23 protein-coding genes are annotated in these 25,589 nt (G+C 41.2%); 14 read left to right on the top strand and 9 right to left on the bottom strand.

Features of this window, described 5'->3' with window-relative positions:
• Positions 1-170 precede the first annotated feature (170 nt).
• From KSK37_RS05820 to KSK37_RS05780, 9 genes are all read left to right on the top strand, one after another.
• The gene (locus KSK37_RS05820; protein ID WP_088360202.1) at positions 171-1,178 is read left to right on the top strand and encodes an NAD(P)H-dependent glycerol-3-phosphate dehydrogenase; all 1,008 of its coding nucleotides are present in this window, start codon (positions 171-173) and stop codon (positions 1,176-1,178) included.
• 3 nt (positions 1,179-1,181) lie between these two features.
• On the top strand, positions 1,182-1,850 hold the full coding sequence (gene trhA, locus KSK37_RS05815; protein WP_217200026.1) for a PAQR family membrane homeostasis protein TrhA: 669 nt from the start codon (positions 1,182-1,184) through the stop codon (positions 1,848-1,850).
• 47 nt (positions 1,851-1,897) lie between these two features.
• Positions 1,898-3,403 (top strand): malate dehydrogenase (quinone), encoded by a 1,506-nt coding sequence (gene mqo / locus KSK37_RS05810; protein ID WP_217200024.1) that lies wholly within the window; start codon positions 1,898-1,900, stop codon positions 3,401-3,403.
• Between the two features lie 2 nt (positions 3,404-3,405).
• Positions 3,406-3,795, top strand: a complete 390-nt coding sequence (locus tag KSK37_RS05805; protein WP_246566249.1) for a hypothetical protein — start codon at positions 3,406-3,408, stop codon at positions 3,793-3,795.
• A 1-nt stretch (position 3,796) separates the two neighbouring features.
• Positions 3,797-4,261 carry a hypothetical protein gene (locus KSK37_RS05800; protein WP_217200022.1) on the top strand — a complete coding sequence of 155 codons (465 nt, stop codon included), beginning with the start codon at positions 3,797-3,799 and terminating at the stop codon, positions 4,259-4,261.
• A gap of 3 nt (positions 4,262-4,264) precedes the next feature.
• A complete protein-coding gene (locus KSK37_RS05795) occupies positions 4,265-4,879 on the top strand; it encodes a DUF1684 domain-containing protein (RefSeq protein ID WP_217200020.1) in 615 nt (204 codons plus the stop codon).
• 141 nt (positions 4,880-5,020) lie between these two features.
• Positions 5,021-5,830 (top strand): glucose 1-dehydrogenase, encoded by an 810-nt coding sequence (locus KSK37_RS05790; RefSeq protein WP_217200083.1) that lies wholly within the window; start codon positions 5,021-5,023, stop codon positions 5,828-5,830.
• Positions 5,831-5,859: 29 nt separating this feature from the next.
• The gene (locus KSK37_RS05785; RefSeq protein ID WP_217200019.1) at positions 5,860-8,517 is read left to right on the top strand and encodes an MGH1-like glycoside hydrolase domain-containing protein; all 2,658 of its coding nucleotides are present in this window, start codon (positions 5,860-5,862) and stop codon (positions 8,515-8,517) included.
• A gap of 37 nt (positions 8,518-8,554) precedes the next feature.
• Positions 8,555-8,737, top strand: coding sequence for a hypothetical protein (locus KSK37_RS05780; protein ID WP_144264875.1), 183 nt, complete (start codon positions 8,555-8,557; stop codon positions 8,735-8,737).
• A gap of 3 nt (positions 8,738-8,740) precedes the next feature.
• On the opposite strand, the gene mtaB is transcribed toward KSK37_RS05780, so the two are convergent.
• The 4 genes from mtaB to KSK37_RS05760 all read right to left on the bottom strand — a co-directional run bounded on the left by mtaB (position 8,741) and on the right by KSK37_RS05760 (position 12,348).
• Positions 8,741-10,090 (bottom strand): tRNA (N(6)-L-threonylcarbamoyladenosine(37)-C(2))-methylthiotransferase MtaB, encoded by a 1,350-nt coding sequence (gene mtaB / locus KSK37_RS05775; RefSeq protein ID WP_217200017.1) that lies wholly within the window; start codon positions 10,088-10,090, stop codon positions 8,741-8,743.
• 124 nt (positions 10,091-10,214) lie between these two features.
• Positions 10,215-10,796, bottom strand: a complete 582-nt coding sequence (locus tag KSK37_RS05770; protein WP_217200015.1) for a cysteine dioxygenase — start codon at positions 10,794-10,796, stop codon at positions 10,215-10,217.
• A gap of 104 nt (positions 10,797-10,900) precedes the next feature.
• A complete protein-coding gene (locus tag KSK37_RS05765) occupies positions 10,901-11,491 on the bottom strand; it encodes a DUF1572 family protein (protein ID WP_217200013.1) in 591 nt (196 codons plus the stop codon).
• Between the two features lie 59 nt (positions 11,492-11,550).
• Positions 11,551-12,348, bottom strand: a complete 798-nt coding sequence (locus KSK37_RS05760) for a hypothetical protein (RefSeq protein ID WP_088360192.1) — start codon at positions 12,346-12,348, stop codon at positions 11,551-11,553.
• A 140-nt stretch (positions 12,349-12,488) separates the two neighbouring features.
• Here KSK37_RS05760 and KSK37_RS05755 point away from each other — a divergent pair, with 140 nt between their 5' ends.
• From KSK37_RS05755 to KSK37_RS05735, 5 genes are all read left to right on the top strand, one after another.
• Complete coding sequence (locus KSK37_RS05755) at positions 12,489-13,325, top strand: DUF3667 domain-containing protein (RefSeq protein ID WP_217200011.1); 837 nt, start codon at positions 12,489-12,491, stop codon at positions 13,323-13,325.
• A gap of 93 nt (positions 13,326-13,418) precedes the next feature.
• Complete coding sequence (gene glgP / locus KSK37_RS05750) at positions 13,419-15,074, top strand: alpha-glucan family phosphorylase (RefSeq protein ID WP_088360190.1); 1,656 nt, start codon at positions 13,419-13,421, stop codon at positions 15,072-15,074.
• A 91-nt stretch (positions 15,075-15,165) separates the two neighbouring features.
• On the top strand, positions 15,166-16,272 hold the full coding sequence (locus tag KSK37_RS05745; protein ID WP_217200009.1) for an NAD(P)/FAD-dependent oxidoreductase: 1,107 nt from the start codon (positions 15,166-15,168) through the stop codon (positions 16,270-16,272).
• A gap of 204 nt (positions 16,273-16,476) precedes the next feature.
• Complete coding sequence (gene prfB, locus KSK37_RS05740) at positions 16,477-17,589, top strand: peptide chain release factor 2 (RefSeq protein WP_088360188.1); 1,113 nt, start codon at positions 16,477-16,479, stop codon at positions 17,587-17,589.
• A 64-nt stretch (positions 17,590-17,653) separates the two neighbouring features.
• Complete coding sequence (locus KSK37_RS05735; protein WP_088360187.1) at positions 17,654-18,337, top strand: DedA family protein; 684 nt, start codon at positions 17,654-17,656, stop codon at positions 18,335-18,337.
• 119 nt (positions 18,338-18,456) lie between these two features.
• Here KSK37_RS05735 and dnaJ read toward each other — a convergent pair whose 3' ends face one another.
• The 5 genes from dnaJ to KSK37_RS05710 form a co-directional block, all read right to left on the bottom strand.
• Positions 18,457-19,569, bottom strand: coding sequence for a molecular chaperone DnaJ (gene dnaJ / locus KSK37_RS05730; RefSeq protein ID WP_217200007.1), 1,113 nt, complete (start codon positions 19,567-19,569; stop codon positions 18,457-18,459).
• 96 nt (positions 19,570-19,665) lie between these two features.
• Positions 19,666-20,205, bottom strand: coding sequence for a nucleotide exchange factor GrpE (locus tag KSK37_RS05725; RefSeq protein WP_217200005.1), 540 nt, complete (start codon positions 20,203-20,205; stop codon positions 19,666-19,668).
• Positions 20,206-20,280: 75 nt separating this feature from the next.
• Positions 20,281-21,027 carry a transporter gene (locus tag KSK37_RS05720; protein ID WP_217200003.1) on the bottom strand — a complete coding sequence of 249 codons (747 nt, stop codon included), beginning with the start codon at positions 21,025-21,027 and terminating at the stop codon, positions 20,281-20,283.
• Positions 21,024-22,361 (bottom strand): Nramp family divalent metal transporter, encoded by a 1,338-nt coding sequence (locus KSK37_RS05715; RefSeq protein WP_217200001.1) that lies wholly within the window; start codon positions 22,359-22,361, stop codon positions 21,024-21,026. The genes KSK37_RS05720 and KSK37_RS05715 overlap by 4 nt, the downstream gene beginning before the upstream one ends.
• 126 nt (positions 22,362-22,487) lie before the next feature.
• A complete protein-coding gene (locus tag KSK37_RS05710) occupies positions 22,488-25,586 on the bottom strand; it encodes an efflux RND transporter permease subunit (protein WP_217199999.1) in 3,099 nt (1,032 codons plus the stop codon).
• Positions 25,587-25,589: the final 3 nt, after the last annotated feature.

The raw sequence follows: 25,589 nt of genomic DNA, 5'->3' as shown, positions 1-25,589 counted from the left end.
TTTGTCCGATGTTTCATTTTTCTGACATAAACGAATTTCTTTTAAGTATTCTTAAAAAATTTTTTCTCCGCTGTTAATCTTATCACAAAAACAGAGGCTTTCCGCTTTTCTCCCCAAAATCTTTTTTTTGACTAACACACTTTCGTATCTTTGTGATTCAAGTGTAGACTATGACTAAAAAAGATCAGAACAGCCAACAGGTGGTGGGCGTTGTAGGAAGTGGAAGTTTTGCAACCGCAATAGTAAAGATGCTTACCGAAAACTGTAAAACCGTGCACTGGTGCGTAAGAAACGAGTTTGTAAAAGGAGCCATTGAGCTGCGTCATCATAACCCGACTTACCTTACCGCGGTACAGTTCAATGTGAAAAACCTGAAGCTGACAACGGATATTAACGAACTGGTTTCGGCCTGTGATATTGTGGTTTTGGCAACCCCGTCCATTTATCTGTCCGATACTTTAGATAAGATGACCTGCGATTATAAAGGAAAGATCTTTGTTTCTGCCATCAAGGGGATTGTTCCTAAAGTAAATGATGTGGTAGCGCATTATCTGCGTGACGAGTTCAAGATCGGTTTCCGCAGCCAGGCAGTAATTGCAGGGCCGTGTCACGCGGAAGAAGTGGCGATGGAAAGACTTTCTTACCTTACCATAGCCTCGGTGGAAGAAAACAGAAAAGTACTGCACGACTGTTTTGCATCCCGTTTCATCAAGGTGAACTGCAGCTGTGATATTCTGGGTAATGAGTACAGTGCGATTCTTAAAAATATTTATGCTGTGGGCGCTGGTATCGCAAGCGGATTAGGTTATGGTGATAACTTCACCGCGGTGTTCGTATCCAATGCCATCCGTGAAATGGAACTCTTTCTGGAAGGAATTCACGAAATGCCGCGTGACGTCAACGAAAGTGCCTATTTAGGAGACTTATTGGTGACCGCTTATTCCCTTTTCTCCAGAAACAGGAATTTAGGGAACTTAATAGGGAAAGGATACACAGTAAAATCAGCCATTCAGTCAATGAATATGATTGCGGAAGGGTATTATGCCGCAGATTCGATCTACAAAACCGCAAAAGAGAGAAAGATGGATACTCCTATTATCGATGCGGTTTACAGAATTCTCTACGAAGATAAAAACGCAGAAAAAGAATATAAAAAACTCACTGCCAAGTTGAACTAACCCATGAAAACGGGAAAACTATATCAGATTGAAACCTACTCATCACTGGAAGAAAGCCTGAATGTGTGGTCTCATTTTGTAGGTTTAGTCCTTAGTGTGGTGGCGCTGGTCCTTTTGATTTTCCGGGCCGCAGAACTGCACAGCATCTGGGCAATAATCAGTTTTCCGGTTTTCGGACTCAGCATGATACTGCTGTATCTGGCTTCCACACTATATCACCATTCCAAAACGCCTGCATTAAGATATTTTCTGAATATCGTCGATCATGCCGCGATATTTGTTTTGATTGCCGGCACTTACACACCGTTCGTTCTCGTAACGCTGAGCGGAACCGAAGGTTGGGTCATCTTTTCCGTCGTCTGGTGCATTGCGCTGGCGGGGATTGTAATGAAAATCTTTCTCACGGGAAGATTTAAAGTTTTATCCACCATTTTATATGTGTCAATGGGCTGGCTGATTATATTCAGTTTTAAAAGTTTAATGCTGAATCTGGATCATAAAGGTCTGATATGGCTGTTTTCCGGAGGTATTTCCTATACCGTCGGTGCGGTATTATACAGTCTGGACCGGGTGAAGTTTAATCATGTGATTTTTCATATTTTTGTTTTAATGGGAACTTTCTGCCACTTTATGGCGGTTTACTATTATGTAATTCCGGTCGCTTCGAGATAAAATTATGGATTAGTTATTGTACTCCAACTAAAAAAAAATCACTTCTTATGCCTGATTCTTTTCACAAAAAAACACCGAAACCGAAATACGATGTCGTATTGATTGGAGGCGGAATTATGAGTGCTACGCTTGCCACACTGCTGCATGAATTTGATCCTAATCTGGAAATCGCCATTTTCGAAAGACTCGGAAGATTTGCCCGCGAAAGTTCCGCCGCGTGGAATAACGCCGGAACAGGCCATTCGGCATTCTGCGAACTCAATTATACTCCGGAGAAAGAGGACGGAAGCATTGATATCTCCAAAGCAGAAAATATTGCGGAACAGTTTGAGATTTCCAAACAGTTCTGGTCTTATTTAATTAAGAAAAACCATATTACTAATCCGAAAGAATTCATCACCTCATGTCCGCACATGAGTTTGGTATTCGGGGAAAACGATGCTCACTTTTTAAAGAAACGTTACGGGAAACTTACCCAGTCCGGTCTTTTCAAAGGAATGCAGTTTTCTGAAGACCATCAAAAGCTCCGTGAATGGATACCGCTCGTGATGAGCAAAAGAAAAGACAGCGAGATTCTCGCCGCTACCAAAATGGATTTGGGAACCGATGTGAATTTCGGAACGCTCACCAGAAAAATGGGCCGTTATCTGATCGAAGAATCCAATGTAGAGGTTTTCCTTTATCATGAAGCCAAAGATCTTGATCTGAGAGCGGACGGGAAATGGGAGGTGGAAATCAAAGACCGGCTTCATCAGCACACTCAGGAAGTGGTTACTGATTTTGTATTCATCGGCGCAGGCGGTTATGCATTGCCGCTGCTTGCGAGTTCTGATATTCCTGAAAGTGAAGGTTACGGCGGTTTTCCGGTTTCCGGAGAATGGCTGGTTTCCCACAAACCCGAACTTATTGAAAAACATCAGGCCAAAGTATACACCCTTGCAACCGTGGATGCGCCTCCAATGAGTGTTCCGCATCTGGATCTAAGAATAATTGACGGTGAAAAAGCACTGCTTTTCGGGCCTTTTGCAGGTTTCTCTACCAAATTTCTAAAAGAAGGCAGCTACCTCGATTTGCCGGACAGCATTAATTTCAAAAATATCCGTTCGCTCTTTGGCGCATGGTGGCATAATTTGCCTTTAACCCAATATCTGGTGAGACAGGTTGCGATGACGAAATCCCAGAGAATACAGCATCTGCGCGAGTTTGTAAGAGATGCCAAAGAAGAGGACTGGGAGATGAAAGTTGCCGGACAGAGAGTACAGATCATTAAGAAAGATGAACAGCTTGGCGGAAAGCTGGAGTTTGGGACCGAAGTAGTGGTGAATAAAAACGGAACCATCGCTTCACTTCTTGGGGCGTCACCTGGAGCTTCTACCGCCGCTTATGCCATGATTCAGGTCCTGGAAAAATGCTTCGGAGAAAAGCTTCAGAATGAATGGAAAGATAAGCTGCTGGAAATCATTCCGACTTACGGACAGAAACTGGCAGATAACCCCGAACTCACAGAACAGATCCGTAATTATACCAAAGAAAAACTTGAACTCGAATACTGATAATGGCCACCATCACCAAACCTGAAATCGCCCCCGAAATCCTGGAATCTCTTAAAACCAAAGTAGAGGAGGAGAAACAGGTGATTGTGCATTGCTGCTATCCGGCGAGTATATATGTAGGAAACTTAATACGCATCTGGCAGTCTACTTTTTTGATTGATGACAGCATCCCTCATAAAAGCCATCTGATCCATCACGAAAACATCTCGCTTTTTCCTTACTGGACGGAGGTTCCGCCCATGAAAGATTTCTGGTTTACATTAGTGTTTTCCGGCCTGCCCAAAGAATGCACCTCCTTTGATCTGAAGGAAGAAATTCCTGAAGAGGGCGGCTTTTTTATACAGAATATCAAAAGAAACGGCACCGATGTGTACCGTGTAAAAATAATATAGAATGAAGAAAATTTACCTGTTGGTTACGGCCGCTTTTTTATGCAGCTGCACCAGTAGCCGTTATGTTACTGTTCCGTTGGGAAAAGGTGCCGAGCGTCAGAAGATTGCAGCAGATTTTGTGGAAACTTATCTGAACAAGTGCAGCAATAAAGACTATTCACCATTTGAAGGTTTTAATATCTCTGCGAAATTCAATTCCAAACTTCACCCTGATTCTTTGAAAAGATCATGTGACAGAATCGCCTACAGTTACGGAAAAGTGAAAGTGGAAAAACTGGTTTCAGTGCATTCCAGAAAAAGCCCGAGAGATTTTATTGATGTTTTTAATTTTAAAATCACGACCGAAAAAAAACCGGAAGTCCAGTATCTGCATTTAGGAATGTACCGGGATCAGAACTATCTTGAAGTTCCGTTTTACTTCAACAAAGATGAAAATTATCTCGATTACCGGAAAAAGAAAAAATAGAACATGAAAAAACTGGCATTAGTGATGATGCTGATCTCCACATCTGGATGGGCTCAGTCTCCAAAGAAACAGATTTCACAAATTAAAAAATTCCAAACCGAACTCAATAAAGAATATAGGAATCCGAAGGAAACCCCTTTGCGCGGTGATAATTATACGAATTTCAAGCAGCATCCATTCTTTCCTGTTGATTTAAAATACCGCGTCACCGCAAGATTCGACAGAACACCCAACGCAGTACCTTTTGAACTTCCCACTTCATCAGGGAAAACCCAGCCGTATGTTGAATTCGGAAAAGCAATTTTTGATCTGGACGGTAAAACCTATGTGTTAACCGTTTATCAGAGTTTGAATCTGATCAGGAAAGAAGGGTATGAAGATTATCTTTTTCTGCCTTTCCGCGATGAAACCAACGGTAAAGAAACCTATGGCGGAGGAAAATATATGGATTTGAGAATCCCCAAAACCAACGAAATTATTCTCGATTTCAATAAGTCTTATCAGCCTTACTGCGCATACAACGCTTACGATTACAACTGCCCGGTTGTTCCGGAAGAAAATTTTTTGCCCGCCAGAATCGAGGCGGGGGTCATGTATGAAGACGTTTATCATCATTAAAATTTTCGGAAAGAAAGCTTTTTTATCAATATTATTAAATATCTCAACTGTTTTTTACTCAAAATTTAAGAAAACTTTAATTTAATTATTTCTGTTTGTCAGAAACTTTGCCCTAATTTTATTTGTTCAAATCAATAAATGATGGAAGTTTCCTTAAAAAATCAGGTCGCTGTTGTCACCGGTTCCTCCAGTGGAATTGGAGCCGGAATCGCAAAATCCATGGCCTCATCCGGTGCGACGGTGATTGTCAATTACCCTTTTGAAGGTGCCCTTGAGCAAGCCAACTCCGTTTTAAAAGAAATTACAGACTCCGGCGGAAACGGAATGGTTTATCAGTGCGATGTTTCCAAAGAAGATCAGGTGGTGAAAATGTTTCAGGACGTTGTTGCCCGGTTCGGAACCGTTGATATTCTGGTGAACAACGCGGGCGTTCAAAAAGATGCTCCTTTCACCGAAATGACTCTTGACCAATGGAATACCGTCATCGGCATCAATCTTACGGGGCAATTCCTTTGTGCAAGAGAAGCGGTAAAAGAATTTCTGAGGCGCGGCATCGATACTTCCCGTTCCATAGCTTGCGGAAAAATCATCCATATTTCTTCCGTTCACGAAATTGTTCCCTGGGCCGGACATGCCAATTATGCATCCAGTAAAGGCGCCATCAGAATGCTGATGCAGACTCTTGCACAGGAATTTGGCGGAGACAAAATAAGGGTGAATTCAATCTGTCCCGGCGCCATTCAGACTCCGATCAATAAAAACGCGTGGGAAACCCCGGAAGCACTCGCAGATTTACTGAAATTAATTCCCTACAACCGTATCGGTCAGCCTGAGGATATCGGTAACCTGGCCGTATTTCTGGCAAGCGACATGGCTGATTATATCACAGGAACCAGTGTTTTCATCGATGGCGGAATGACGACTTTTGAATCTTTTTCAACAGGCGGATAAAGAAACGTGTTCCCACAAAAAATATAAAAATGTCAGCAGAAAAGAAAAGACTTCCCGATATCACCTGGAAAAAATGGGGACCGTACGTCAGCAACCGCGAATGGGGACTTGTGCGTGAAGATTACAGCCCGGACGGTGATGCCTGGAATTACACCAGTCATGATACCGCGGAAAGCAAAACCTACCGTTGGAGCGAAGAAGGAATTTGCGGGATCTGTGATGACCAACAGCTTCTCGTTTTTTCACTCGGTCTCTGGAATAAAAAGGACAGAATGGTGAAAGAGCGGTTTTTCGGGGTCACCAATGGGCAGGGAAATCATGGGGAAGATGTGAAGGAATATTACTATTACCTGGATAATACGCCAACGCATTCCTACATGAAAATACTGTATAAATATCCTCAGAATGCCTTTCCTTACGACGATCTTTTAAAAACCAATGCAGAAAGAGACAAGCTCCAACCTGAATACGAACTTATCGATACCGGCATTTTTGACCATGATGAATATTTCGATGTTTTTATCGAATATGCCAAAGCTTCTCAGGAAGATATTCTCGTAAGAATTACCGTTTCCAATAAATCTTCAAACGACGCTCCGCTTGTTCTGCTGCCTGCGGTCTGGTTCAGGAATACCTGGAAATGGGGATATGATGATTATAAACCTCAGCTTTCATCTGCCGTAAAAAACACGGTTTCTATTGATCACAAAAATATAGCGATCAAAAATTTTTACACCAAAAATCCTGCTGAAAGTCTCTTTTGCGACAACGAAACCAATGATCAGAAACTTTATCAGCAGGCTAATGCTGGCAAATTCTGCAAGGACGGAATCAACAGTTTTATTGTTACTCAGAACGAAGCCGAGATCAATCCTGAAAAAAAGGGAACAAAAGCATGTTTTGTTATTGACAGTTTTATTGCTGCCAATGCCACGGAAATTTTTGAATTCAGGTTATCGGATAAAGATCTGGCAGAACCTTTTAAAGATTTTGATGAACTCTTTCAGTCAAGACAAAAGGAAGCTGATGAATTTTATGCGGAAATTCAGAAAGGAATAAAAACCGAGGATGAAAAACTCGTGCAGAGACAGGCGTTTGCAGGAATGCTCTGGAGCAAACAGTTTTATCATTATAACGTAGAAAAATGGCTGAAAGGCGATCCTGCTGAAATCAATCCTCCCAAATCGAGGCAGAATATCCGCAATGCTGACTGGAAAAATCTTAACAGTTTCGACATTATTTCTATGCCCGATAAATGGGAATATCCTTGGTTTGCTACCTGGGATCTGGCCTTCCATTCGATCAGTTTTGCATTGATTGATCCCGATTTTGCGAAGCAGCAGCTTAAACTTCTGACCCTGGAATGGTTCATGCATCCCAACGGACAGTTACCCGCTTACGAATGGAATTTCTGCGATGTGAATCCGCCAGTGCATGCATGGGCAGCTTTCAGAGTATTTAAAATCGAAGAATATCTTAGTGGGAAACCGGATATTGAGTTTCTGGAAAGTGTTTTTCATAAACTACTGATGAATTTCACCTGGTGGCTCAATAAAAAAGACAAAAACGGCAATAATATTTTTGAAGGCGGATTTTTAGGACTGGACAATATCGGTGTATTTGACCGGAACCAAATTTTGCCCAATGGTGAAAATCTGGAACAGGCCGACGGAACAAGCTGGATGGCCATGTTTTCTTTAAACATGATGCGCATCGCAATGGAACTGGCGCTTTACAACAAAGTGTACGAAGAGCTTGCTACCAATTTTCTGGAACATTTTCTCAGCATTGCTTATGCCCTGGATAATATGGGAGAAAGCAAATTTTCGCTGTGGGACGACCAGGATGAATTTTTTTATGATGCCCTTTCATTAAGCGACGGCACCAATATGTTTCTCAGAATCAGAACGATTGTGGGGCTGATTCCGATGTTTGCCGTAGAAGTAATAGAGGATGAGATTCTTCAGAAACTGCCGCAATTCAAAGCCCGGATGGACTGGATTCTGGAAAACAAACCTGAACTCGCCGCGCTGGTTTCTTACTGGGAAGCAAAAGGTCAGAATTCTAAACATTTACTTTCCCTGTTAAGAGGTCACAGGCTGAAAAAACTGCTGACCAGAATGCTGGATGAAAAAGAATTTCTGAGCGACTACGGCGTTCGGGCGTTATCCAAACAGTATGATGAACATCCGTTTCAGATTAAACTCAACGATACAGATTACTTTGTAAAATATTTACCTGCAGAAAGTGACAGCGGAATGTTTGGCGGAAACAGCAACTGGCGCGGACCGATCTGGTTTCCGGTGAATGCTTTGATCATCGAAAGTTTACAGCGTTTTTTCTTCTATTACAGTCCGGATTTTAAGGTGGAATGTCCTACAGGAAGCGGAATGTTTTTAAATTTAGATGAAATTGCAGATCATCTGAAGGAAAGGCTAACCAGCATCTTTCTCAAAGATGAGAACGGGAAACGTGCTTTTAACAGACAATATCCAAGGTTTCAAGAAGACGAAAATTTTAAAGATTATATTCTGTTTTATGAATATTTTCACGGGGATAACGGCAGAGGAGTCGGGGCTTCCCATCAGACCGGATGGACCGGGATTATCGCCAAACTTCTTCAGCCGAGATTCAGCCAGTTGGGAATAGTAAAAGAGGAAACCCAAAATGCAAATACTTCTAACTAAGATGTTCTCCTAAAAGTTCTGGCATAAAAATAGCTTTTTGTCAGGAATAACCAATACAGAAAATGCTATGGAAACGTCCAAAAGAAACACGCCGGGCCCGCTGGTTGTTGCATCAATTATCATTGTGGCTTTAGTCATTATTTCCTATTTCATCATCATTTCGTTTTTCCCTGAGCTGTTCCAAGCAATGCCGAAAGGAGAAGCACAGCCTGTAAAATAGAGATTAAATTTTCGCCAAAAATTCTTCAAACGCAGGAACAACTGATACCGTTCCGTCATTTTCTATTTTGTGGAGTTTTAGGAATTCAATTTCATTGATGGACTGTTCGTCAAACGGTTTCTGCACACGAACATAATTTTCAGTGAAACCGAACATCATTCCGTTCTTATTTTCATGTTCCCAAAGCACAGGAAGTGTTTTTCCCAACTGCGTCTGGTAAAAGGCCATCTTCTTTTTCTCAGAAAGAATTCTGAGCATTTTATTGCGTCTTTTGCGCTCCGGAACCGGAACAATTCCGTCCATATCTGCTGCTTCCGTATTTTCTCTTTCTGAATAAGTGAACACGTGCAAATAGCTTATCGGAAGTTCATTAAGAAAATTATACGTTTCCAGGAATTTTTCTTCCGTTTCTCCCGGAAAACCAACAATTACGTCGACACCAACGCATGCATCCGGCATTACTTCACGTATTTTTTTGATTCTGTCCGAATAAAGAACGGTTAAATACCGGCGTTTCATTTTTTTCAGCAAGTCATCGCTTCCGCTCTGCAGAGGAATGTGGAAGTGCGGAACAAAACTTTTGCTTTTGGAAACAAGCTCGATGCTTTCGTCTTTTAAAAGATTAGGCTCAATGGATGAAATACGGATCCTTTCAATACCTTCCACCTGATCGAGTTCTGAAATAAGATCCAGAAAAGTGTGTTCATGTTTTTTGTTCCCGAATTCTCCTTTTCCGTAATCACCGATATTGACACCGGTAAGAACAATTTCTTTAATTCCTTTTGCGGCAATTTCTCCGGCGTTTTTCACCACATTTTCAATGGTGTCCGAACGGGAAATACCTCTTGCCAAAGGAATGGTGCAGTACGTACATTTATAGTCGCAGCCGTCCTGAACTTTCAGAAAAGCGCGCGTACGGTCTCCGATGGAATAACTTCCGATGAAAAAATCGGCTTCATCGATTTCACAGGAATGGATCAATCCGTGGTTTTCAGTTTTCTGTAAATCATCCAGATAACTCAGAATATTGAATTTTTCTTTCGCTCCCAAAACCAGATCTACGCCTTCGATTGCTGAAATTTCTTCAGGTTTTAGCTGAGCATAACAACCCAGAATTACCACCAAACCTTCAGGATTGGCTTTCATCGCACGTTTCACGTGAAGTTTACATTCACGGTCTGCATTTTCGGTCACCGAACAGGTGTTGATGACGTACACGTTAGCTTTTTCGTCAAAACTCACTTTTTCGTAGCCTGCACCGGTGAGCTGTCGGGCAATTGTAGAGGTTTCCGCAAAATTAAGTTTGCAGCCAAGCGTGTGAAAAGCAGCGGTTTTCGGTTGTAGATGTTCCATAATTTGAAGATGCAAATTTAAGGATTTTTTTTAACCTCATTATTGATTTTAATCACAAAAAAAACCACAGGTGATGTGGTTTTTCTGATAATGAAAAAAATATTTGAATGGTTTTTTTGTTGGTTTAGATGTCAATGATTTTTTGGTAAGCATTTGCCGGCAGATCCCATGAGCAGGATGTTGCTTCGCTGGAGAGATAGCCTATTTTTCTGTTTTCGGTATCAAAAACCCTTACGCCTTCCAGATTCAGCTGCTCGGTTCTGTAAATATGCAGACTTACTGATATTTCATCCGCATTGTTGATAATCGAATGGATGCCGCCCAGCTCTTCAGGGAAAACATCACCTTCCTTTGCAACGGTAAGCGCGTCAAACTCGATAAAGTTGGGGTTTTCCCGGTAGCTTACTTCAGACAGGCTGCCTTTGAGGATCTTTATTCTGCCGTCATAATTTCCGTGATCGTGAATTGCCGTAAAATTATCTTTGCCCCAGATCATCAGAATAGCAACACACTGATCACTGTAAACCGGGATTCTTAAATATGTTTCCGAAGAAACCTTCATGTCGGAAATTTTAAATATTTCATTAAAATCGTCATACTTAAAAGTAAAGAGCAAATCACAGATTTCTTCAAAATTCAACCGTTTCTTTGTTCTTAAATCTTCGAGAACGTGAGCAAGACCGGGGTCATCGAATTGAGTTTTCATCAGTAAGAGTTTGATGAGATAAAGTTAGTCACAACCAACAGGTCAGTACCGGAAAACGGAGTGATTTATATCAGCGTTGATTTTTGTCATCAATACCGAAGGATTCAGGTTTTATAATCATCTCTCAATTCGTCACTTTTCGCATAGCAGACGGGTGAAGCGTTGTGCTGAACTTCCTCTGGATTCTGCTTTTTCAGCATTTCTCTATTGAAATCTGCGGATTTGTTTCTGGCGATAGAAAGAGTCTGCCAATCTTCGTTTTTAAGCATTTTGGCGACGTAAATTATTTGCCCGATGTGATAAGGATAATGCGCCAATTGTCTTAAGACCGCATCGAGAACTGTATGTTTTTCCCCGCGGATGTAAATAATCTGATGGATGTTTTCTTCACTGATCTGGTTTAATGCTTCGAAAAGAGTTGTCCAGCCTTTTTCCCAGATCTCGATCATCTGAGCTTTGGAAATAAGGTCATTTTCAAATTCGGAATCGCGGTTTCTCCATTCTTTCTCGCCGTCTTCTGTTAAAAAATTTGTCCACCGCGAAAGCATGTTTCCGGAAATTTGTTTTACGATGGTTGCAATGGAATTGCTTTCGGAATTGTACTGCCATAAAACCTGCTCATCGCTGAGCTGTCCGAATGTTTTATCGCCGAGTTCTTTATAATATTGAAAACGTTTTATGAGCAGTTCTTTCATGATTTTTGGGTTTAGAAGTACTCAAATTTACAAAATAAAAGGACAGAGATTTGCCGGCATTATTTAATATTCGTCAGATTTCCGCATAAGTTTTCAAGGTGAAAAATCTTGTGGAACGGCGATTCGATCTCCTGTAAATTTTCTTTGTTCTGAATGAAAGTGTAGCGAGAGGCCAGCGAATTCATGTCTGAAACGATGACGAGCCAGCATTCATCAACACTGCGGTCGTAATATGGGAATTTTTCGTTTTTCTTTTCGATGAGTCCGATAATTTTTTCGGAAGCAAGTTCATCAAAAAGTCCCATCGTGAAGTCGTGGGTGATGAAAACATTGCGCCGGTGGGGTGATTTTCTGATTTTTTTCACAAATCCGCTGCATTTATTCTGGCGGATGCATTTGCGGATATTCTGCACAATTTCGTCCTGCTTTTCCAGCAGATCTATTTTTGAAAGGTTATGAAACTCCAGAAAATAAACACCGCGGAATTTCGAAGTGTCTTCCTGTTCCAGTAAAATCTCAGCCTGGCGGAAAATTTTATTCAGCTGACTTTCAATTTTTTTTATTTCGAGATGATTGATCACTTCGGTGAGTTCAATTCCGATTTTTTTGTCGTGGAAACTGGCGATGAAATCGGGGCTTTCGCAGGTGAGATTTTCAAACTGAACCTCAGGGAAATGATGAAGAAAAGAATTGAGTAAAAGTATTTCTGCTTTCTTTTTGTACTTGTCGCGGTCGTGAAGCTGGGAGTCGTCGATCTGACGGTGATAGCGTTCTATCGGCTTTTTTTTCAAATGTCGGTTGAGATAGTAAAGCGAAAGATTTTTGATTAAATCTTCTTCGGAAAATACTTTTTTCATGACCTTATTTTTAAAACAAAAAATTGAAAATCAATATTTTACGATTTTAAAATTAGATAAAAAAACGATGCAAAAGCAAATTATCAGTAAAATTTAATAAAAATTAATATTGAATGTATAATTTTGATAAAACTAACACCATGATTAAGGAAGAAAAAAGATGCAAAAACTGCAGTCAGCATTTGCTTCTGAATCAGAAATTCTGCCATGAATGCGGCCAGAAAACCGATACCCACAGGATTAATTTTCATTTTCTCGTTCACGAAGTTCAGCACGGCATTTTCCATGTTCACGGAGGAATTCTGTTTACCATCAAGGAACTTTTTACCCGTCCCGGTGATACTTTGCGTGAATATCTTGCAGGAAAACGGAAACCCCATTTTCCGCCGCTGACTTTTGTGTTGATTATGGGGTCAGTATGTGCTTTGATTCAGTATTTGCTGAAACATAAAAAGCCTGAAAACAAGGTCCACAACGTAGAAACCAGTTTATCGAAATCTGAAATTTCAAAATACATTGATTTTAAAGGGCTTATCGCTTACTTTGAACATGTTTTCGAGTGGCTCGGCGGCCACCTCGCCTTCACCATTTTACTGATGCTTCCCATCGCCGCGCTGGCGTTCTTCTGGGGATTCAGAAAGTATGGATACAATTATCCGGAATGGCTCGTTATTCTTCTTTTTCTGGCAGGGCAATGCTTAACACTTTACCCCGTTTTTATTTTTCTGAACCGTTTTGTAGGGGATTTTAATTTTTTCTTTTTTATGCTCTGCTGGGCGCTGATCACTTTTTCACTGGTTCAGTTTTTCAATACTCGCGGGAAATGGTATGTAATTTTAAGAACATTCTGGTCCATATTTCTGAGCTATCTGCTTTCCGTAGTTTATATTGTTTTTGCAATTTTAATCATCACGGCGGTAGGTGTTTTACTGTATGGTTACGATAATATTATTCCTAAGATCATGCAGAAATTATGATAAATATTATGATTACCGAAAATTAATCTTAAAAATTTCCGGCAGGGATTAAAATATTTACCTTTGCACCTTAAATTTTAATGAAGAAAATCTATGGATTTTAAAAACTTTACGATGCCTTTCAGCATTAATCCTGAATATTCAAAAAAAGTAGCTTATTTTTCAATGGAATTTGCCATTGACCAGGCCTTAAAAATATACTCTGGCGGACTTGGGTTCTTAGCCGGTTCACACATGCGAAGTGCCTTTAATCTGAAACAGGATTTGGTAGGGATCGGTATTTTATGGAAGTTCGGTTATTACGATCAGGCTAGAAACCATGATCAGACGCTACAGCCGACGTGGACGCGGAAAATGTATTCTTTCCTGGAAGATACAGGAATTAAATTTCAGATAGAAATTCACTCTGCACCAGTTTGGGTAAAAGTTTATTATCTCGATCCTGAGATTTTTCATACGGCTCCAATGTTTTTCCTTTCCACAGATGTGCCCGAAAACGACCATGTTTCAAAAACAATCTGCCACAGGTTATACGACGCTAACGAATCAACAAAAATCGCGCAGTATATCTTACTCGGAAAAGGAGGTGCGAAATTGCTGGATCTGATGAATTTCGAGCGCGATGTGTATCATTTAAACGAAGCTCACGGTTTGCCCGCAGCGTTTTATCTGCTTAAAAAATTCGGCGGAGATTTGGAGAAAGTAAAAGAAAAGCTGGTATTCACGACGCATACGCCTGAAGAAGCAGGAAACGAAAAACATAATATTTACCTCTGTCACGATATGTCTTATTTTTCCGGACTTTCGATCGATGAAGTAAAAACCATTGAAGGCGTTCAGGACGACCGTTTTAATCATTCGCTTTGTGCTCTAAGGATGGCGAGAGTTGCGAACGGAGTTTCTCAGCTTCATGGTGAAGTTTCCAGAAAAATGTGGAGCAAATATTCCAAAATATGTGAAATTAAAGCCATTACCAACGCTCAGGAATTTAAATATTGGGCTGACAAACCGCTTTACGACGCAAAAGATGAAAGCGATTCCATGCTTTTTGATTTCAGGAAAAAACATTTGAAGAAGAGATTTTTCAAAACAGTTGCAGACCAAACGGGAAATTTATTTGATCCGAATGTCTTCACTATCGTTTGGGCCAGAAGGTTTGCCGGCTATAAAAGAGCTGACCTGCTGCTGCACGACAAAGAAAGATTCGAAAAACTTTTGAACAATCCGAAATATCCTGTACAGATTATCTGGGCCGGGAAACCGTATCCTATGGATTATTCCGCGATCTCAACCTTCAATACGCTGGTTGAAGAAAGCAAATACTATAAAAATATGGCCGTGCTTACCGGTTATGAACTTGCGCTGAGCAAACTGATGAAGCAGGGTTCTGATCTTTGGCTGAACAATCCGCGGGTGCCCAGAGAAGCATCGGGAACTTCAGGGATGAGCGCCGCAATGAACGGATCGGTGAATCTTTCTACAGATGACGGATGGATTCCGGAATTTGCTAAAAACGGCGTGAACGGATTTGTTGTTCCTCAGGCAGATTATGACAATAGCAGCGTGTATGATCAGGATAATTTCGATCTTGAAAACCTTTACAGTGTTCTTGAAAACGAGATTCTTCCTACCTACTATGACCGACCTGATGAATGGAGAAAAATTCAGCAAAACGCAATGGAAGATGTGAAAACTGCTTTCAACAGCGACAGAATGGCTGATGAATATTATAAGCAGATTTACGCTTAATCAACAGCAAATTCAATTTTCAAATACACAAAATCCGGGAAATCATTTTTCCCGGATTTTATTTTTATCTTAGAAAACCAAAAAAAAACTAATGAATCCAAGCATATGGGAACTCGAAACATTTTACAGGAACCGTGATGTAGTTATTATTGGCGCAGGTTTTACTGGTTTGTGGACCGCAATCTCCGTTAAAGAAAAATTTCCTGACAAGTCTGTTCTGGTGGTGGAAAGAAGTCCTGTCCCGATGGGTGCTTCGACCAGAAATGCGGGTTTTGCGTGCTTCGGAAGTCTGACCGAAATTATTGCGGATTCCGAGAAATCAGGCTGGGAAAAAACGCTGGCTTTGGCTAAAATGCGTTTTGACGGGCTTCAGAAAATTCAGAATACATTTCAGCCAGAGGAAATTGATTTTGAACTTTGCGGAGGTTATGAAATTCTGAATGATGATAAACCTTTGCAGAGAATTGATGAAGTGAATGAAAGACTGAAAGTTATCACTGGCTTAGAAAAGACCTATTTCCTGAATCAAAAAAAAATCGCAGCATTTGGAATTAGGAATTCAGGATTTTTGGTGGAAAATCCCTGTGAAGGGAGTCTGCATTCAGGGAAATTGCTGCAGAAATTACAGGAAAAGTGTATTGCTTTGGGTGTGGAATTTCTTTTCGGAACGGAAGTTTTAAAGTTGTCGGAAACAGAAAATTCTGTAAAAATAAGCAGTGAAAATTTTGATATTCAAAGTGAAAAACTCATTATCGCGACGAATGCATTTACGAAAAATCTCCTTCCTGAGATCGATATTATCCCGGCGCGTGGACAGATATTGCTTACCGAGCCTGTGGAAGGTTTAAAACTGAAAGGAACCTTTCACTACGATGAAGGATTTTATTATTTCAGAAATTTAGGAAACCGTATTTTGCTCGGCGGCGCGAGAAATCTGGATTTTAAAACCGAAGAAACCGCGGAACTGGAAACAACTGAAGTTCTTCAGAATCATTTGGAGAACTTTCTAAGAACAGTTATTCTGCCTGAAACTCCTTTTAAAATTGCTCACCGGTGGAGCGGAATTATGGCAATGGGACTGGAGAAATCACCGATTATTGAAAGAATTTCACCGAGACAGATCGCGGCGGTCCGGCTTTCAGGAATGGGAGTTGCGCTGGCGCCTATGATTGGGGAAATGGCGGCGGATTTGTTATAAATCTATCGAAATCACAAGAAAGTTTCATCACAAACAATCGCTGATTGATCTTCAACTTAAAAAGTTGCAATCGGACCTTATTTAGATTTCTGATGAAAACATTTTTGGAAATCATAAAAAAACAGCAGCAAAAATCCTTGAAACCGTAGGCAAGAAGAATAAAGTATTAATAGTAAAAGGCAAAAAAATCATTAAATTTGCATTATGATCAATAGCGACCAAATAAAAGATGCACAGTCCCGGATCGGGGATTTATATAAATATCTGCAGATCGAAAAAAAGAAAATTGAGATCACCAATGATGAGGAGAAAACGGTTTCCCCGGAATTTTGGGATCACCCGAAGGAAGCTGAAATTTTCATGAAGCAGCTTAGGTCCAAGAAGAAATGGGTGAATGATTATGAAGAGATTTTCACCAGATTTGAGGATATTCAGGTTTTGATGGATTTTGCCAAAGAAGATCCGGATTCTGAGAAAGAGCTCGATGAATCCTTTCCGGTACTTTTAGAAAAGATAGAAGATCTGGAATTTAAGAACATGCTTTCCAATGAAGGCGATGAACTTTCAGCGGTTTTGCAGATTACTGCAGGCGCCGGCGGTACCGAATCGTGCGACTGGGCTTCGATGCTGATGAGAATGTATACGATGTGGGCTGAAAAGCAAGGTTATAAGCTTCGGGAGCTTAATTATCAGGAAGGAGACGTTGCGGGAATAAAAACAGTGACCTTGGAGATCGACGGCGAATTTGCATTCGGTTATCTCCGCGGAGAAAATGGTGTTCACCGGTTGGTGAGGATTTCGCCTTTTGATTCCAACGCCAAACGTCACACGAGTTTTGTGTCGGTGTATGTTTATCCTTTGGTGGACGACACGATTGAGATCAATATTAATCCGGCCGATATTTCATTTGAAACTATGCGTTCGAGTGGAGCTGGCGGACAGAACGTCAATAAGGTGGAAACCGCGGTCCGTCTCCGTCACGCACCTACAGGAATTATTATCGAAAATTCCGAAAGCCGTTCCCAGCTTCAGAATAAAGAAAAGGCAATGCAGCTTCTCCGTTCCCGTTTGTATGAAATGGAACTCGAAGAAAGAATGAAAGCGAGAAACGAAATTGAAGCCGGAAAGATGAAAATAGAGTGGGGAAGCCAGATCCGGAACTATGTGATGCATCCTTACAAACTGGTGAAAGATGTAAGATCCGGTTACGAAACTTCGGATGTGGACGGTGTAATGAACGGCGAATTAACGCCTTTCCTGAAAGCATTCCTTATGGCAGACGGAACAGCAGCCACCGAAGATGATTTCAGTCTCTAAGTTTTGGGAAACTTTAACAATTTATTAATCTTTAAAAAACCCCTGTTTTATTATCTTTGCGAATATGGAACATTTTGAAAGCTGGAAGGATCTTCTGAATCCTGAATTTTATATAAAAATGGGCGGTTTCTGGCTCATTTTGTTTATCATCTTTGCGGAGACCGGTCTCTTTGTCGGTTTTTTTCTTCCCGGTGACAGTTTACTTTTCGTATCAGGAATTTACGCTGTAGAGATCGTAAATCAAGCATTGGGTTCTACCGGCAGCGATTTTTTAGATACGGTAATTCTGGCCTCTGCAATATCAGTGGCGGCAGTTATAGGAAACGAGGTAGGATACTGGTTTGGCAGAAAAGCAGGTCCTGCATTATACAAAAAAGAAGATACCTTTCTTTTCAAGAAAAAATATCTCTTCCAGGCTCACGATTTCTTCGAGCAGCATGGAGCGTTAGCTGTAATTATGGCGAGATTCCTGCCTGTGGTAAGAACTTTCACTCCGATTGTGGCGGGGATTGTAAAAATGGATAAAACACGGTTTCTGATCGATAATATTATTGGAGCCTTTCTGTGGTCGTTCTCCCTTATTTTTGCGGGACATTATCTGGACAAGCTTTTCAAGGATCAGTTTGGGATCGATCTGAAATCCCATCTTGAAATGATCATCATCATAATTGTACTGATTACAACGGTACCGATTATTGTTAAATTCTTCTTCGGGAAGAAAAAAGAAGAAGAAAAACCTGCAGCATAAAAGATTAACAAAACAAATAAAAAAGCAACCTGATAATAATTCAGGTTGCTTTTTTTATGACTGAGCACTTAAATTTAATAACCGCTAAACAGATTTTTTAAAAATCCCTGAAGCGATCTTCAATTAAATAAATCCCGTACTTTATCAAAAAATGTTTTCTCTTTACCGGAAGGTTCTGCCATCATTTCTCCGTTCTTCATCTGATTTTCGAAAAACTCGCGCTGTTCGGGTGAAAGGTTCTGCGGCGTCCATACATTGATGTGAACAAACATATCGCCTTTTCCGTAACTGTCGATGCTTGGTAAGCCTTTTCCGGAAAGTCTCAGGATTTTCCCTGACTGTGTTCCGGCATCCACTTTTATTTTTACTTTTCCGCCAACTGTAGGAATTTCTTTCTGAGTTCCTAAAGCTGCTTCCGCGAAAGAAACATAAAGCTCCTGATGAAGATTGTCGCCTTCACGTTTGATGGCTGCGTCCAATTCTTCTTCCACCACGACCAACAGATCGCCTGGATTTCCGCCGAAAGGTGCATCATTTCCTTTTCCGCGCACATTCAGCTGAATGCCTTCTCTTGCGCCTGCCGGAATATTGATGGTTACTTCCTCGTCTTCTTTCACTAAACCCTGAGCATTTGCGCCTGCAGGTATTTTATCAGCAATTTTCCCCATTCCCTGACAGGTGGAGCAATGCGTCTGAGTCTGCATTTGCCCGAACATCGTGTTCATTACTTTGATCTGAACTCCGCTACCGTTACAGGTCGGGCAGGTTTTTGAAGTAGCGCCGGGCGCCATTTTCATTTTTTTTACTTTGATGGTTTTCTGGGTTCCGTTCACCATTTCCTCCAGGTTCAGTTTAATTCTTACCCGAAGATTGGTACCGCGCAGCTGCTGTCTTTGTGCACCGCCGCCGCCACCGAAATGTCCGCCGAAAATATCTCCAAACTGGCTGAAAATGTCGTCCATATTCATTCCGCCACCGAAGCCACCGCCGCCAAAGCCGCCGCCACCGTTCATTCCGGCATGTCCGTATTGGTCGTAACGGGCTTTTTTGTTGCCGTCGCTCAAAACTTCATAAGCTTCCGCCGCTTCTTTAAATTTTTCTTCAGCCACCTTGTCGCCCGGGTTTTTATCCGGGTGATGTTTCAAAGCCATTTTGCGGTAGGCTTTTTTTATTTCGTCGGCCGAAGCAGATTTTGATACTCCAAGAACTTCGTAATAATCTCTTTTTGACATATTTTATATGAGGGAATTTCGAGTGAATTCCAGCGGAGTGAAGATGCCAATTCAGACATGCTTTTTCACCGCGGATTTATTCACTGCTTTCTTTTATTAGTTTCCTGTTACCACTTTTGCAAAACGGATCACCTTGTCGTTCAAAGTATATCCTGTTTCAATTACATCTACAATTTTTCCTTTTAAATCTTCTGATGGTGAAGGAATCTGAGTAATTGCTTCATGAAAATCAACATCGAATGTATCGCCTGCTTTCACTTCCATAGGTTTCAGGCCTTTTTCAGATAATTTATTTTTGAATTTCTGATAAATAAGTTCAACGCCCTGTAAATCAGCTTCATTACCGTTTTTAGCGATTTCTTTTAAAGCTCTTTCAAAATCATCCAAAACAGCAAGCATCGAAATCATCATATCCTGATTGGCGTACTGAAAAAATTCCATTTTTTCTTTCGCCGTTCTCTTTTTATAATTTTCAAATTCAGCAAAAAGACGCACGTAACGGTCTCTTTCTTCTGCCAAAAGTTCTTCAGAATTAGGTGTTGCTGTCACATTTTCAGTGTTTTCTGCTTCAGGGTTTTGGTTCAATTCTTCCTGCATGTTTACACTTTCATCGTGTATATCATTGTTTTCCGACATAATATTACATTTTATTAGTCATCAGTTCGCAACAATTTTGCCAAAGAAAGTTTTAGGACAATTCGGCAGAAAATGCTATTCGGTACTGAAGCGGTAAGAAACACCGCAGCAAATAAAATAGTCAGGAGATGATTCGGAAATCCCGAAGCCTGAGGAAGCATCCAACTGAAAATCGTTGCTGATAAGATAGGTGAAACCGCCATGAAGGCTGTGATTTGCTTTCTGAAACTTATTTAAAAATCCAAAAACTTCCGCAAATGCGCCCCATTTTTCGTTAATGCCGTACGCCGCTGATAAAGTGTATACCGCTGTAGCATCAGGAGTTTCACCATTCCAGTCGGCGCCGAGATTATATCCCATCCGCCACTTTTCAGATAAAGTGTGCTGAAACAGAAATTTGAAACTTGGTGCGATATGAGTGGTTTCGAAATGCTTTGAACTCAGTTTATTGGCAGTTAAATGCCCGATAAATGAAATTTTCGGAAGGAATTTTTTTTCGTCTGTAAGTTTTGCCTTAAAACCCAAAGTCAACGGCATCATTCCGGAAAAGGTTTCATTTCCCGATTTTTCCGAGCTGAATTCAGTAATCATTCTGAGCTCAAAATTATCATTGATTCCGTATTTCCAAAGAATGTTCGGGTGCGAAAACTTTTCAGCCTGAGTACCGGTTTTTTCATAGAGAAAGCCGCTTTCAATCTGGATGAATTTTTTTGGAGTAAGCGATGCCGATTCTGTCTGATCCGGACGGTCAGTCTCTATGCTTTCCTGAGAACACAAAAAGGAAAAAGTAAGTATAAGCAGTACCGAGCTGATCTTTTTCATGACGGAAAGAAGGTTTCAAAAAGTAAGTACAGATTTAGAACGATAATAATTACCGCAATAATCCAGACGAGGATTTTCAGCCAGCGTTTATTTACAAATTCACCCATTTTCAGTTTTGATCCGGTAAACATGACCAAAGGCACTACTGCAAAACTCAACTGCATTGAAAGTATCACCTGACTTAAAACCAGCAGATTGGTGGTTCCCTGTTCGCCGTAAAGAATGGTTACAATCAAGGCGGGAATTACCGCAATCAGCCGGGTAATTAATCTTCTCAGCCAGGGTTTTAAGCGGATATTTAAAAAACCTTCCATTACAATCTGTCCGGCGAGCGTTCCTGTTAATGTTGAATTCTGACCCGATGCAAGTAATGCCACAGCAAAGAAAACGCTTGCAAGGGTGGTTCCCAAGATTGGCGCCAGCATTTTATGAGCATCGTGGATATCTGCAACATCCTGATTGCCGGTGGTATGGAAAGTAGCTGCAGCCACGATTAAAATCGCAGCATTGATGAAAAAAGCAAGAAAGAGCGATATAGTACTGTCCAGCGTAGCAAATTTAATGGCTTCCTTTTTTCCTTTGGGAGTCCGTTCATAATTTCTGGTCTGCACGATGCTGCTGTGTAAATAGAGGTTGTGCGGCATCACGGTAGCTCCCAGAATCCCAATGGCAATGTAAAGCATCGACGGATTGGTAATAATTTCCTTTTGTGGAACGAGTCCGCTCAGTATGGGGAACACATCGGGTTTGCTGAGTATGATTTCATAGGCAAAACAACCGAATATTACGATAATCAATCCACCTACAATACTTTCGAGATAACGGAATCCTTTCGCCTGCAGGAACAGTATGATAAAAACGTCAACCACCGTGATTACCACTCCCCAAGTCAGCGGGATGCCGAAAAGTAAATTGAGCGCGATGGCTGAACCAATCACTTCCGCGAGATCGCAGGCGGCAATTGCAATTTCGCAGAATACCCAGAGGATGAAGTTAGTGGTAGGATTAAAATGATCTTTACAGGCCTGTGCTAAATCTCTTTCCGCAACAATCCCGAGTTTTAAGGAAAGATGCTGAAGAATAATAGCAAACAGGTTTGAGATTAAAATAACCGACAGCAAAGTGTAGCCAAACTGCGCACCTCCGGCAATATCCGTGGCCCAGTTTCCGGGATCCATATAACCTACCGCGACCATTAAGCCTGGGCCGGTAAATGCCAGCAGTTTCCGCCAGAAACCTGCGTCTTTCGGGATATTTACGCTGGAAAAAACTTCAGGCAAAGAGTTTGAAGTTCTGTCGTTCCGCCATGCTTTTGAAAAGAGTTTTGAAGCCAATGTCTGTAAATGTTAGATTAGTCTAACAAATTTAGTTAAATAAATATAATATGCAAATTCCGGACAAAAAAAATTACCTGAAAACTCAGGTAATTATTTAGAAAATAGGTTTGTAGATCTGATATATTAAATATGTTCAGACTTTTTCGTTTTGTTAAAGATCCAGAATATGATCGGGAAAATCAGCAGTGTTAGAATGGTTGCGGTAACCAAACCTCCAATAATTACGACCGCCAAAGGTTTTTGAGATTCGGAGCCAATGCCTGTAGAAAGCGCTGCCGGTAATAAACCGATGGATGCCATTAACGCTGTCATTACAACAGGCCTCGTTCTGGTTTTTACTCCCTGCAGAATGCCATCTGCGACATTCATTCCTGATTTAATATTCTGATGGAATTCTGAGAGTAAAATAACGCCGTTCTGAATGCAGATTCCAAAAAGTGCAATGAAGCCTACACCGGCGGAAATGCCGAAGTTCATACCGGTTAAATGAAGAGCAATAATACCACCAATTAAAGCAAAAGGAACATTTGCCAAAACGAGAAGTGAGTCCTTCAGATTTCCGAATAAAACGAATAGCAGAAAGAAAATCATCACCAGACTTACCGGCACTACCTGAGCTAAACGTCCTGTCGCGCGCTGCTGGTTTTCGAACTGTCCTGTCCAGCCGATGCTGTAATTATCGGGAAGTTTAATTGCATCTACTTTTTTCTGCGCTTCAGCTATAGTACTTCCTAAATCTCGGTCACGGATCGAAAATTTAATTCCGATGTAGCGTTTAATATTGTCGCGGTAGATAAAGGCGGCTCCGTTGTCCTGATGGATTTCGGAAATTTCTTTTAACGGAATCAGTTTGCCTTCCTGGTTAGGAACCATCAGATGAGCAATATCGTTTTCATCTTTTCTGTATTCTTTCGCATATCTTATCCGAATATCGAATTTTCTTTCACCGTCGAAAAGTTCAGATGCGGTTTTACCTCCGAAAGCGGTTTCCAGAACCGACTGCGCATCGGAAAGTGCGACGCCGTACATTGCCATTTTATCCCGGTCCAGAACGACGCTGAGTTGCGGCTGCCCGATATTTTTAATAATACCGGGTTCTTTTACGCCATCAATATCTTTTATAATAGTGTATACCTGTTTTGCATATTTGTCGAGGGTATTCAGATTGTCACCATAAATTTTCACGCCGTTTTCAGCTTTGAAACCTGCCACTGCTTCAGCAACATTGTCTGAAATCGGCTGGGAATAATTAAAAGTAATTCCCTGATATTCTTTCATTTTAGCATCCATTTCAGCTATCAAATCTTCCATGGAAATTTTTCTCGGCCATTCATCTTTGGGTTTCAGACTCACGGCAAACTGTACAAACCCGAATCCGTTGGGGTCGGTTCCGTCATTGCTTCTTCCGGTTTGGGACAGTACGCCGGTAACTTCAGGAAAGGTAAGCAGTGTTTTTTTGAGCTTTTCCGTTGTCTTCAGGGATTCATTCAAGCTGGTACTCATGGGCATTTCTGCGGTTACCCAAAGTGAGCCCTCATTAAGCGGCGGTAAGAATTCGGTTCCTAAAAATTTCGAGGAAAACAGGGTGATTCCCAAAAAGCTTAATGCCACTATTAAACTCAGCTTTTTATGTTTAAAAGTATATTTAAAGCCTTTCTCCACGATTCTTTCCCAAAAGATCACGAAAGGATTGTGTTTTTCTCTTACGTTTTTGTTGAGCATCATGTGCGAAAGCACCGGGACCAAAGTCAGCGTAAAGAGCAGCGCACCGATTAAAGCAAATCCAAGAGTAAAAGCCAGTGGTGAGAACATTTTTCCTTCCACTTTCTGGAATGAGAAGATAGGCAGCAGGGAAGTGATGATGATAAGTTTGGAGAAGAAAATGGCTTTTCCGAGTCCGATGCCGGTATTTTTAATCCATCCTGCTTTGGCAAGTTTGTTGAATCTTTCGGTACCGTATTTTTTAGCTTTATGATCCAGCATTACGAATATTCCTTCGACCATCACGACGGCTCCGTCGATGATAATCCCAAAATCTACGGCCCCTAAAGAGAGCAGATTGGCGCTCATCCCAGCCATTTTAAGACAAAAGAAGGCGAAAAGTAAGGAAAGCGGAATGATGATCGAAACAACGAATGTCGTGCGCCAGTCGGCCATGAAAAGAAATACAATGACCGTTACAAAAACGATTCCCTCGATCAGATTGTGCATGATGGTTCGGGTGGTAAAATCCATCAGCGTTTCCCGGTTGTAGAAGGTTTCTATCTTTACATCTTTGGGTAAAATTTTTGTGTTGAGTTCTTCGATTTTTTCTTTTACAAGTTTCAGAACTTCCACAGGATTTTCCCCTTTCCGCATCACAATGATTCCCGCCACGACATCATTTTTGTCATTGAAACCAGCCTGTCCCACTCTTGGCAGCGAACTTTCGTGCACGGCGGCTACATTTTTCACCAGAACAGGGTTGCCGTGATCGTTACGGATGATTACATTTTCAATGTCTTCAATGGATTTTAATAAACCAATACCCCGAACCACGAAAGACTGGCCGCTTTTTTCGATGACATCGCCTCCCACATTCAGATTGCTTTTGGAGACCGCGTCGTATACCTCAGAAGTAGTCAAACTGTATTGATCAAGTTTTCGTGGATCGATGCTGAGTTCGAAAATTTTGTCCTGTCCGCCGAAAACATTAATGTCGGCAACACCGGGAATTCCACGCAAAGCACGGTCGACCACCCAAGTCTGCAAAGTGAGCAGTTCCCGGGAATCTTTTTTGGGGCTTTCGAGGATATAACGGTAAATTTCTCCGGTCGGTCCGTAAGGCGGCTGCACGTCGGGCTGCGCACCTTCGGGAAGCGAAACTGTTCTGAGCTGATTGTTGACCTGGTTTCTTGCAAAAGTGTCATCCACACCATCATCGAAAATAATTTTAATAATGGAAAGTCCGAACATCGTTGTGCTCCGGACACTCGATTTTTTCTGTACAGAACTCATCGAAAGTTCGATAGGAGTGGTCACAAATCTTTCCACTTCTTCAGCACTCCGCCCGTTCCACTGGGTGATGATGACAATCTGGGTATTGGTGACATCCGGGAAAGCTTCAATCGGCATGTTTTTGAAACTGATAAAACCGGCAACCGCCAGAAGGGCAACCCAGACGAATGTGAATGCTTTGTTTTTTAAGGAAAAGGAAATGATACTTTTAATGAATTTATTCATTGT

The organism is Kaistella soli (assembly GCF_019038595.1).
GTDB classification, from domain to species: domain Bacteria; phylum Bacteroidota; class Bacteroidia; order Flavobacteriales; family Weeksellaceae; genus Kaistella; species Kaistella soli.
The sequence above is the reverse complement of the archived record's forward strand: the minus strand, read 5'-3'. Positions and strand labels throughout refer to the sequence as shown.

Excerpts from the sequence above, each read along its gene's own strand:
- KSK37_RS05820 (WP_088360202.1), top strand. The coding sequence starts at position 171 with ATGACTAAAAAAGATCAGAACAGCCAACAGGTGGTGGGCGTTGTAGGA.
- trhA (WP_217200026.1), top strand. The coding sequence starts at position 1,182 with ATGAAAACGGGAAAACTATATCAGATTGAAACCTACTCATCACTGGAA.
- mqo (WP_217200024.1), top strand. The coding sequence starts at position 1,898 with ATGCCTGATTCTTTTCACAAAAAAACACCGAAACCGAAATACGATGTC.
- KSK37_RS05805 (WP_246566249.1), top strand. The coding sequence starts at position 3,406 with ATGGCCACCATCACCAAACCTGAAATCGCCCCCGAAATCCTGGAATCT.
- KSK37_RS05800 (WP_217200022.1), top strand. The coding sequence starts at position 3,797 with ATGAAGAAAATTTACCTGTTGGTTACGGCCGCTTTTTTATGCAGCTGC.
- KSK37_RS05795 (WP_217200020.1), top strand. The coding sequence starts at position 4,265 with ATGAAAAAACTGGCATTAGTGATGATGCTGATCTCCACATCTGGATGG.
- KSK37_RS05790 (WP_217200083.1), top strand. The coding sequence starts at position 5,021 with ATGGAAGTTTCCTTAAAAAATCAGGTCGCTGTTGTCACCGGTTCCTCC.
- KSK37_RS05785 (WP_217200019.1), top strand. The coding sequence starts at position 5,860 with ATGTCAGCAGAAAAGAAAAGACTTCCCGATATCACCTGGAAAAAATGG.
- mtaB (WP_217200017.1), bottom strand. The coding sequence starts at position 10,090 with ATGGAACATCTACAACCGAAAACCGCTGCTTTTCACACGCTTGGCTGC.
- KSK37_RS05770 (WP_217200015.1), bottom strand. The coding sequence starts at position 10,796 with ATGAAAACTCAATTCGATGACCCCGGTCTTGCTCACGTTCTCGAAGAT.
- KSK37_RS05765 (WP_217200013.1), bottom strand. The coding sequence starts at position 11,491 with ATGAAAGAACTGCTCATAAAACGTTTTCAATATTATAAAGAACTCGGC.
- KSK37_RS05760 (WP_088360192.1), bottom strand. The coding sequence starts at position 12,348 with ATGAAAAAAGTATTTTCCGAAGAAGATTTAATCAAAAATCTTTCGCTT.
- KSK37_RS05755 (WP_217200011.1), top strand. The coding sequence starts at position 12,489 with ATGATTAAGGAAGAAAAAAGATGCAAAAACTGCAGTCAGCATTTGCTT.
- glgP (WP_088360190.1), top strand. The coding sequence starts at position 13,419 with ATGGATTTTAAAAACTTTACGATGCCTTTCAGCATTAATCCTGAATAT.
- KSK37_RS05745 (WP_217200009.1), top strand. The coding sequence starts at position 15,166 with ATGAATCCAAGCATATGGGAACTCGAAACATTTTACAGGAACCGTGAT.
- prfB (WP_088360188.1), top strand. The coding sequence starts at position 16,477 with ATGATCAATAGCGACCAAATAAAAGATGCACAGTCCCGGATCGGGGAT.
- KSK37_RS05735 (WP_088360187.1), top strand. The coding sequence starts at position 17,654 with ATGGAACATTTTGAAAGCTGGAAGGATCTTCTGAATCCTGAATTTTAT.
- dnaJ (WP_217200007.1), bottom strand. The coding sequence starts at position 19,569 with ATGTCAAAAAGAGATTATTACGAAGTTCTTGGAGTATCAAAATCTGCT.
- KSK37_RS05725 (WP_217200005.1), bottom strand. The coding sequence starts at position 20,205 with ATGTCGGAAAACAATGATATACACGATGAAAGTGTAAACATGCAGGAA.
- KSK37_RS05720 (WP_217200003.1), bottom strand. The coding sequence starts at position 21,027 with ATGAAAAAGATCAGCTCGGTACTGCTTATACTTACTTTTTCCTTTTTG.
- KSK37_RS05710 (WP_217199999.1), bottom strand. The coding sequence starts at position 25,586 with ATGAATAAATTCATTAAAAGTATCATTTCCTTTTCCTTAAAAAACAAA.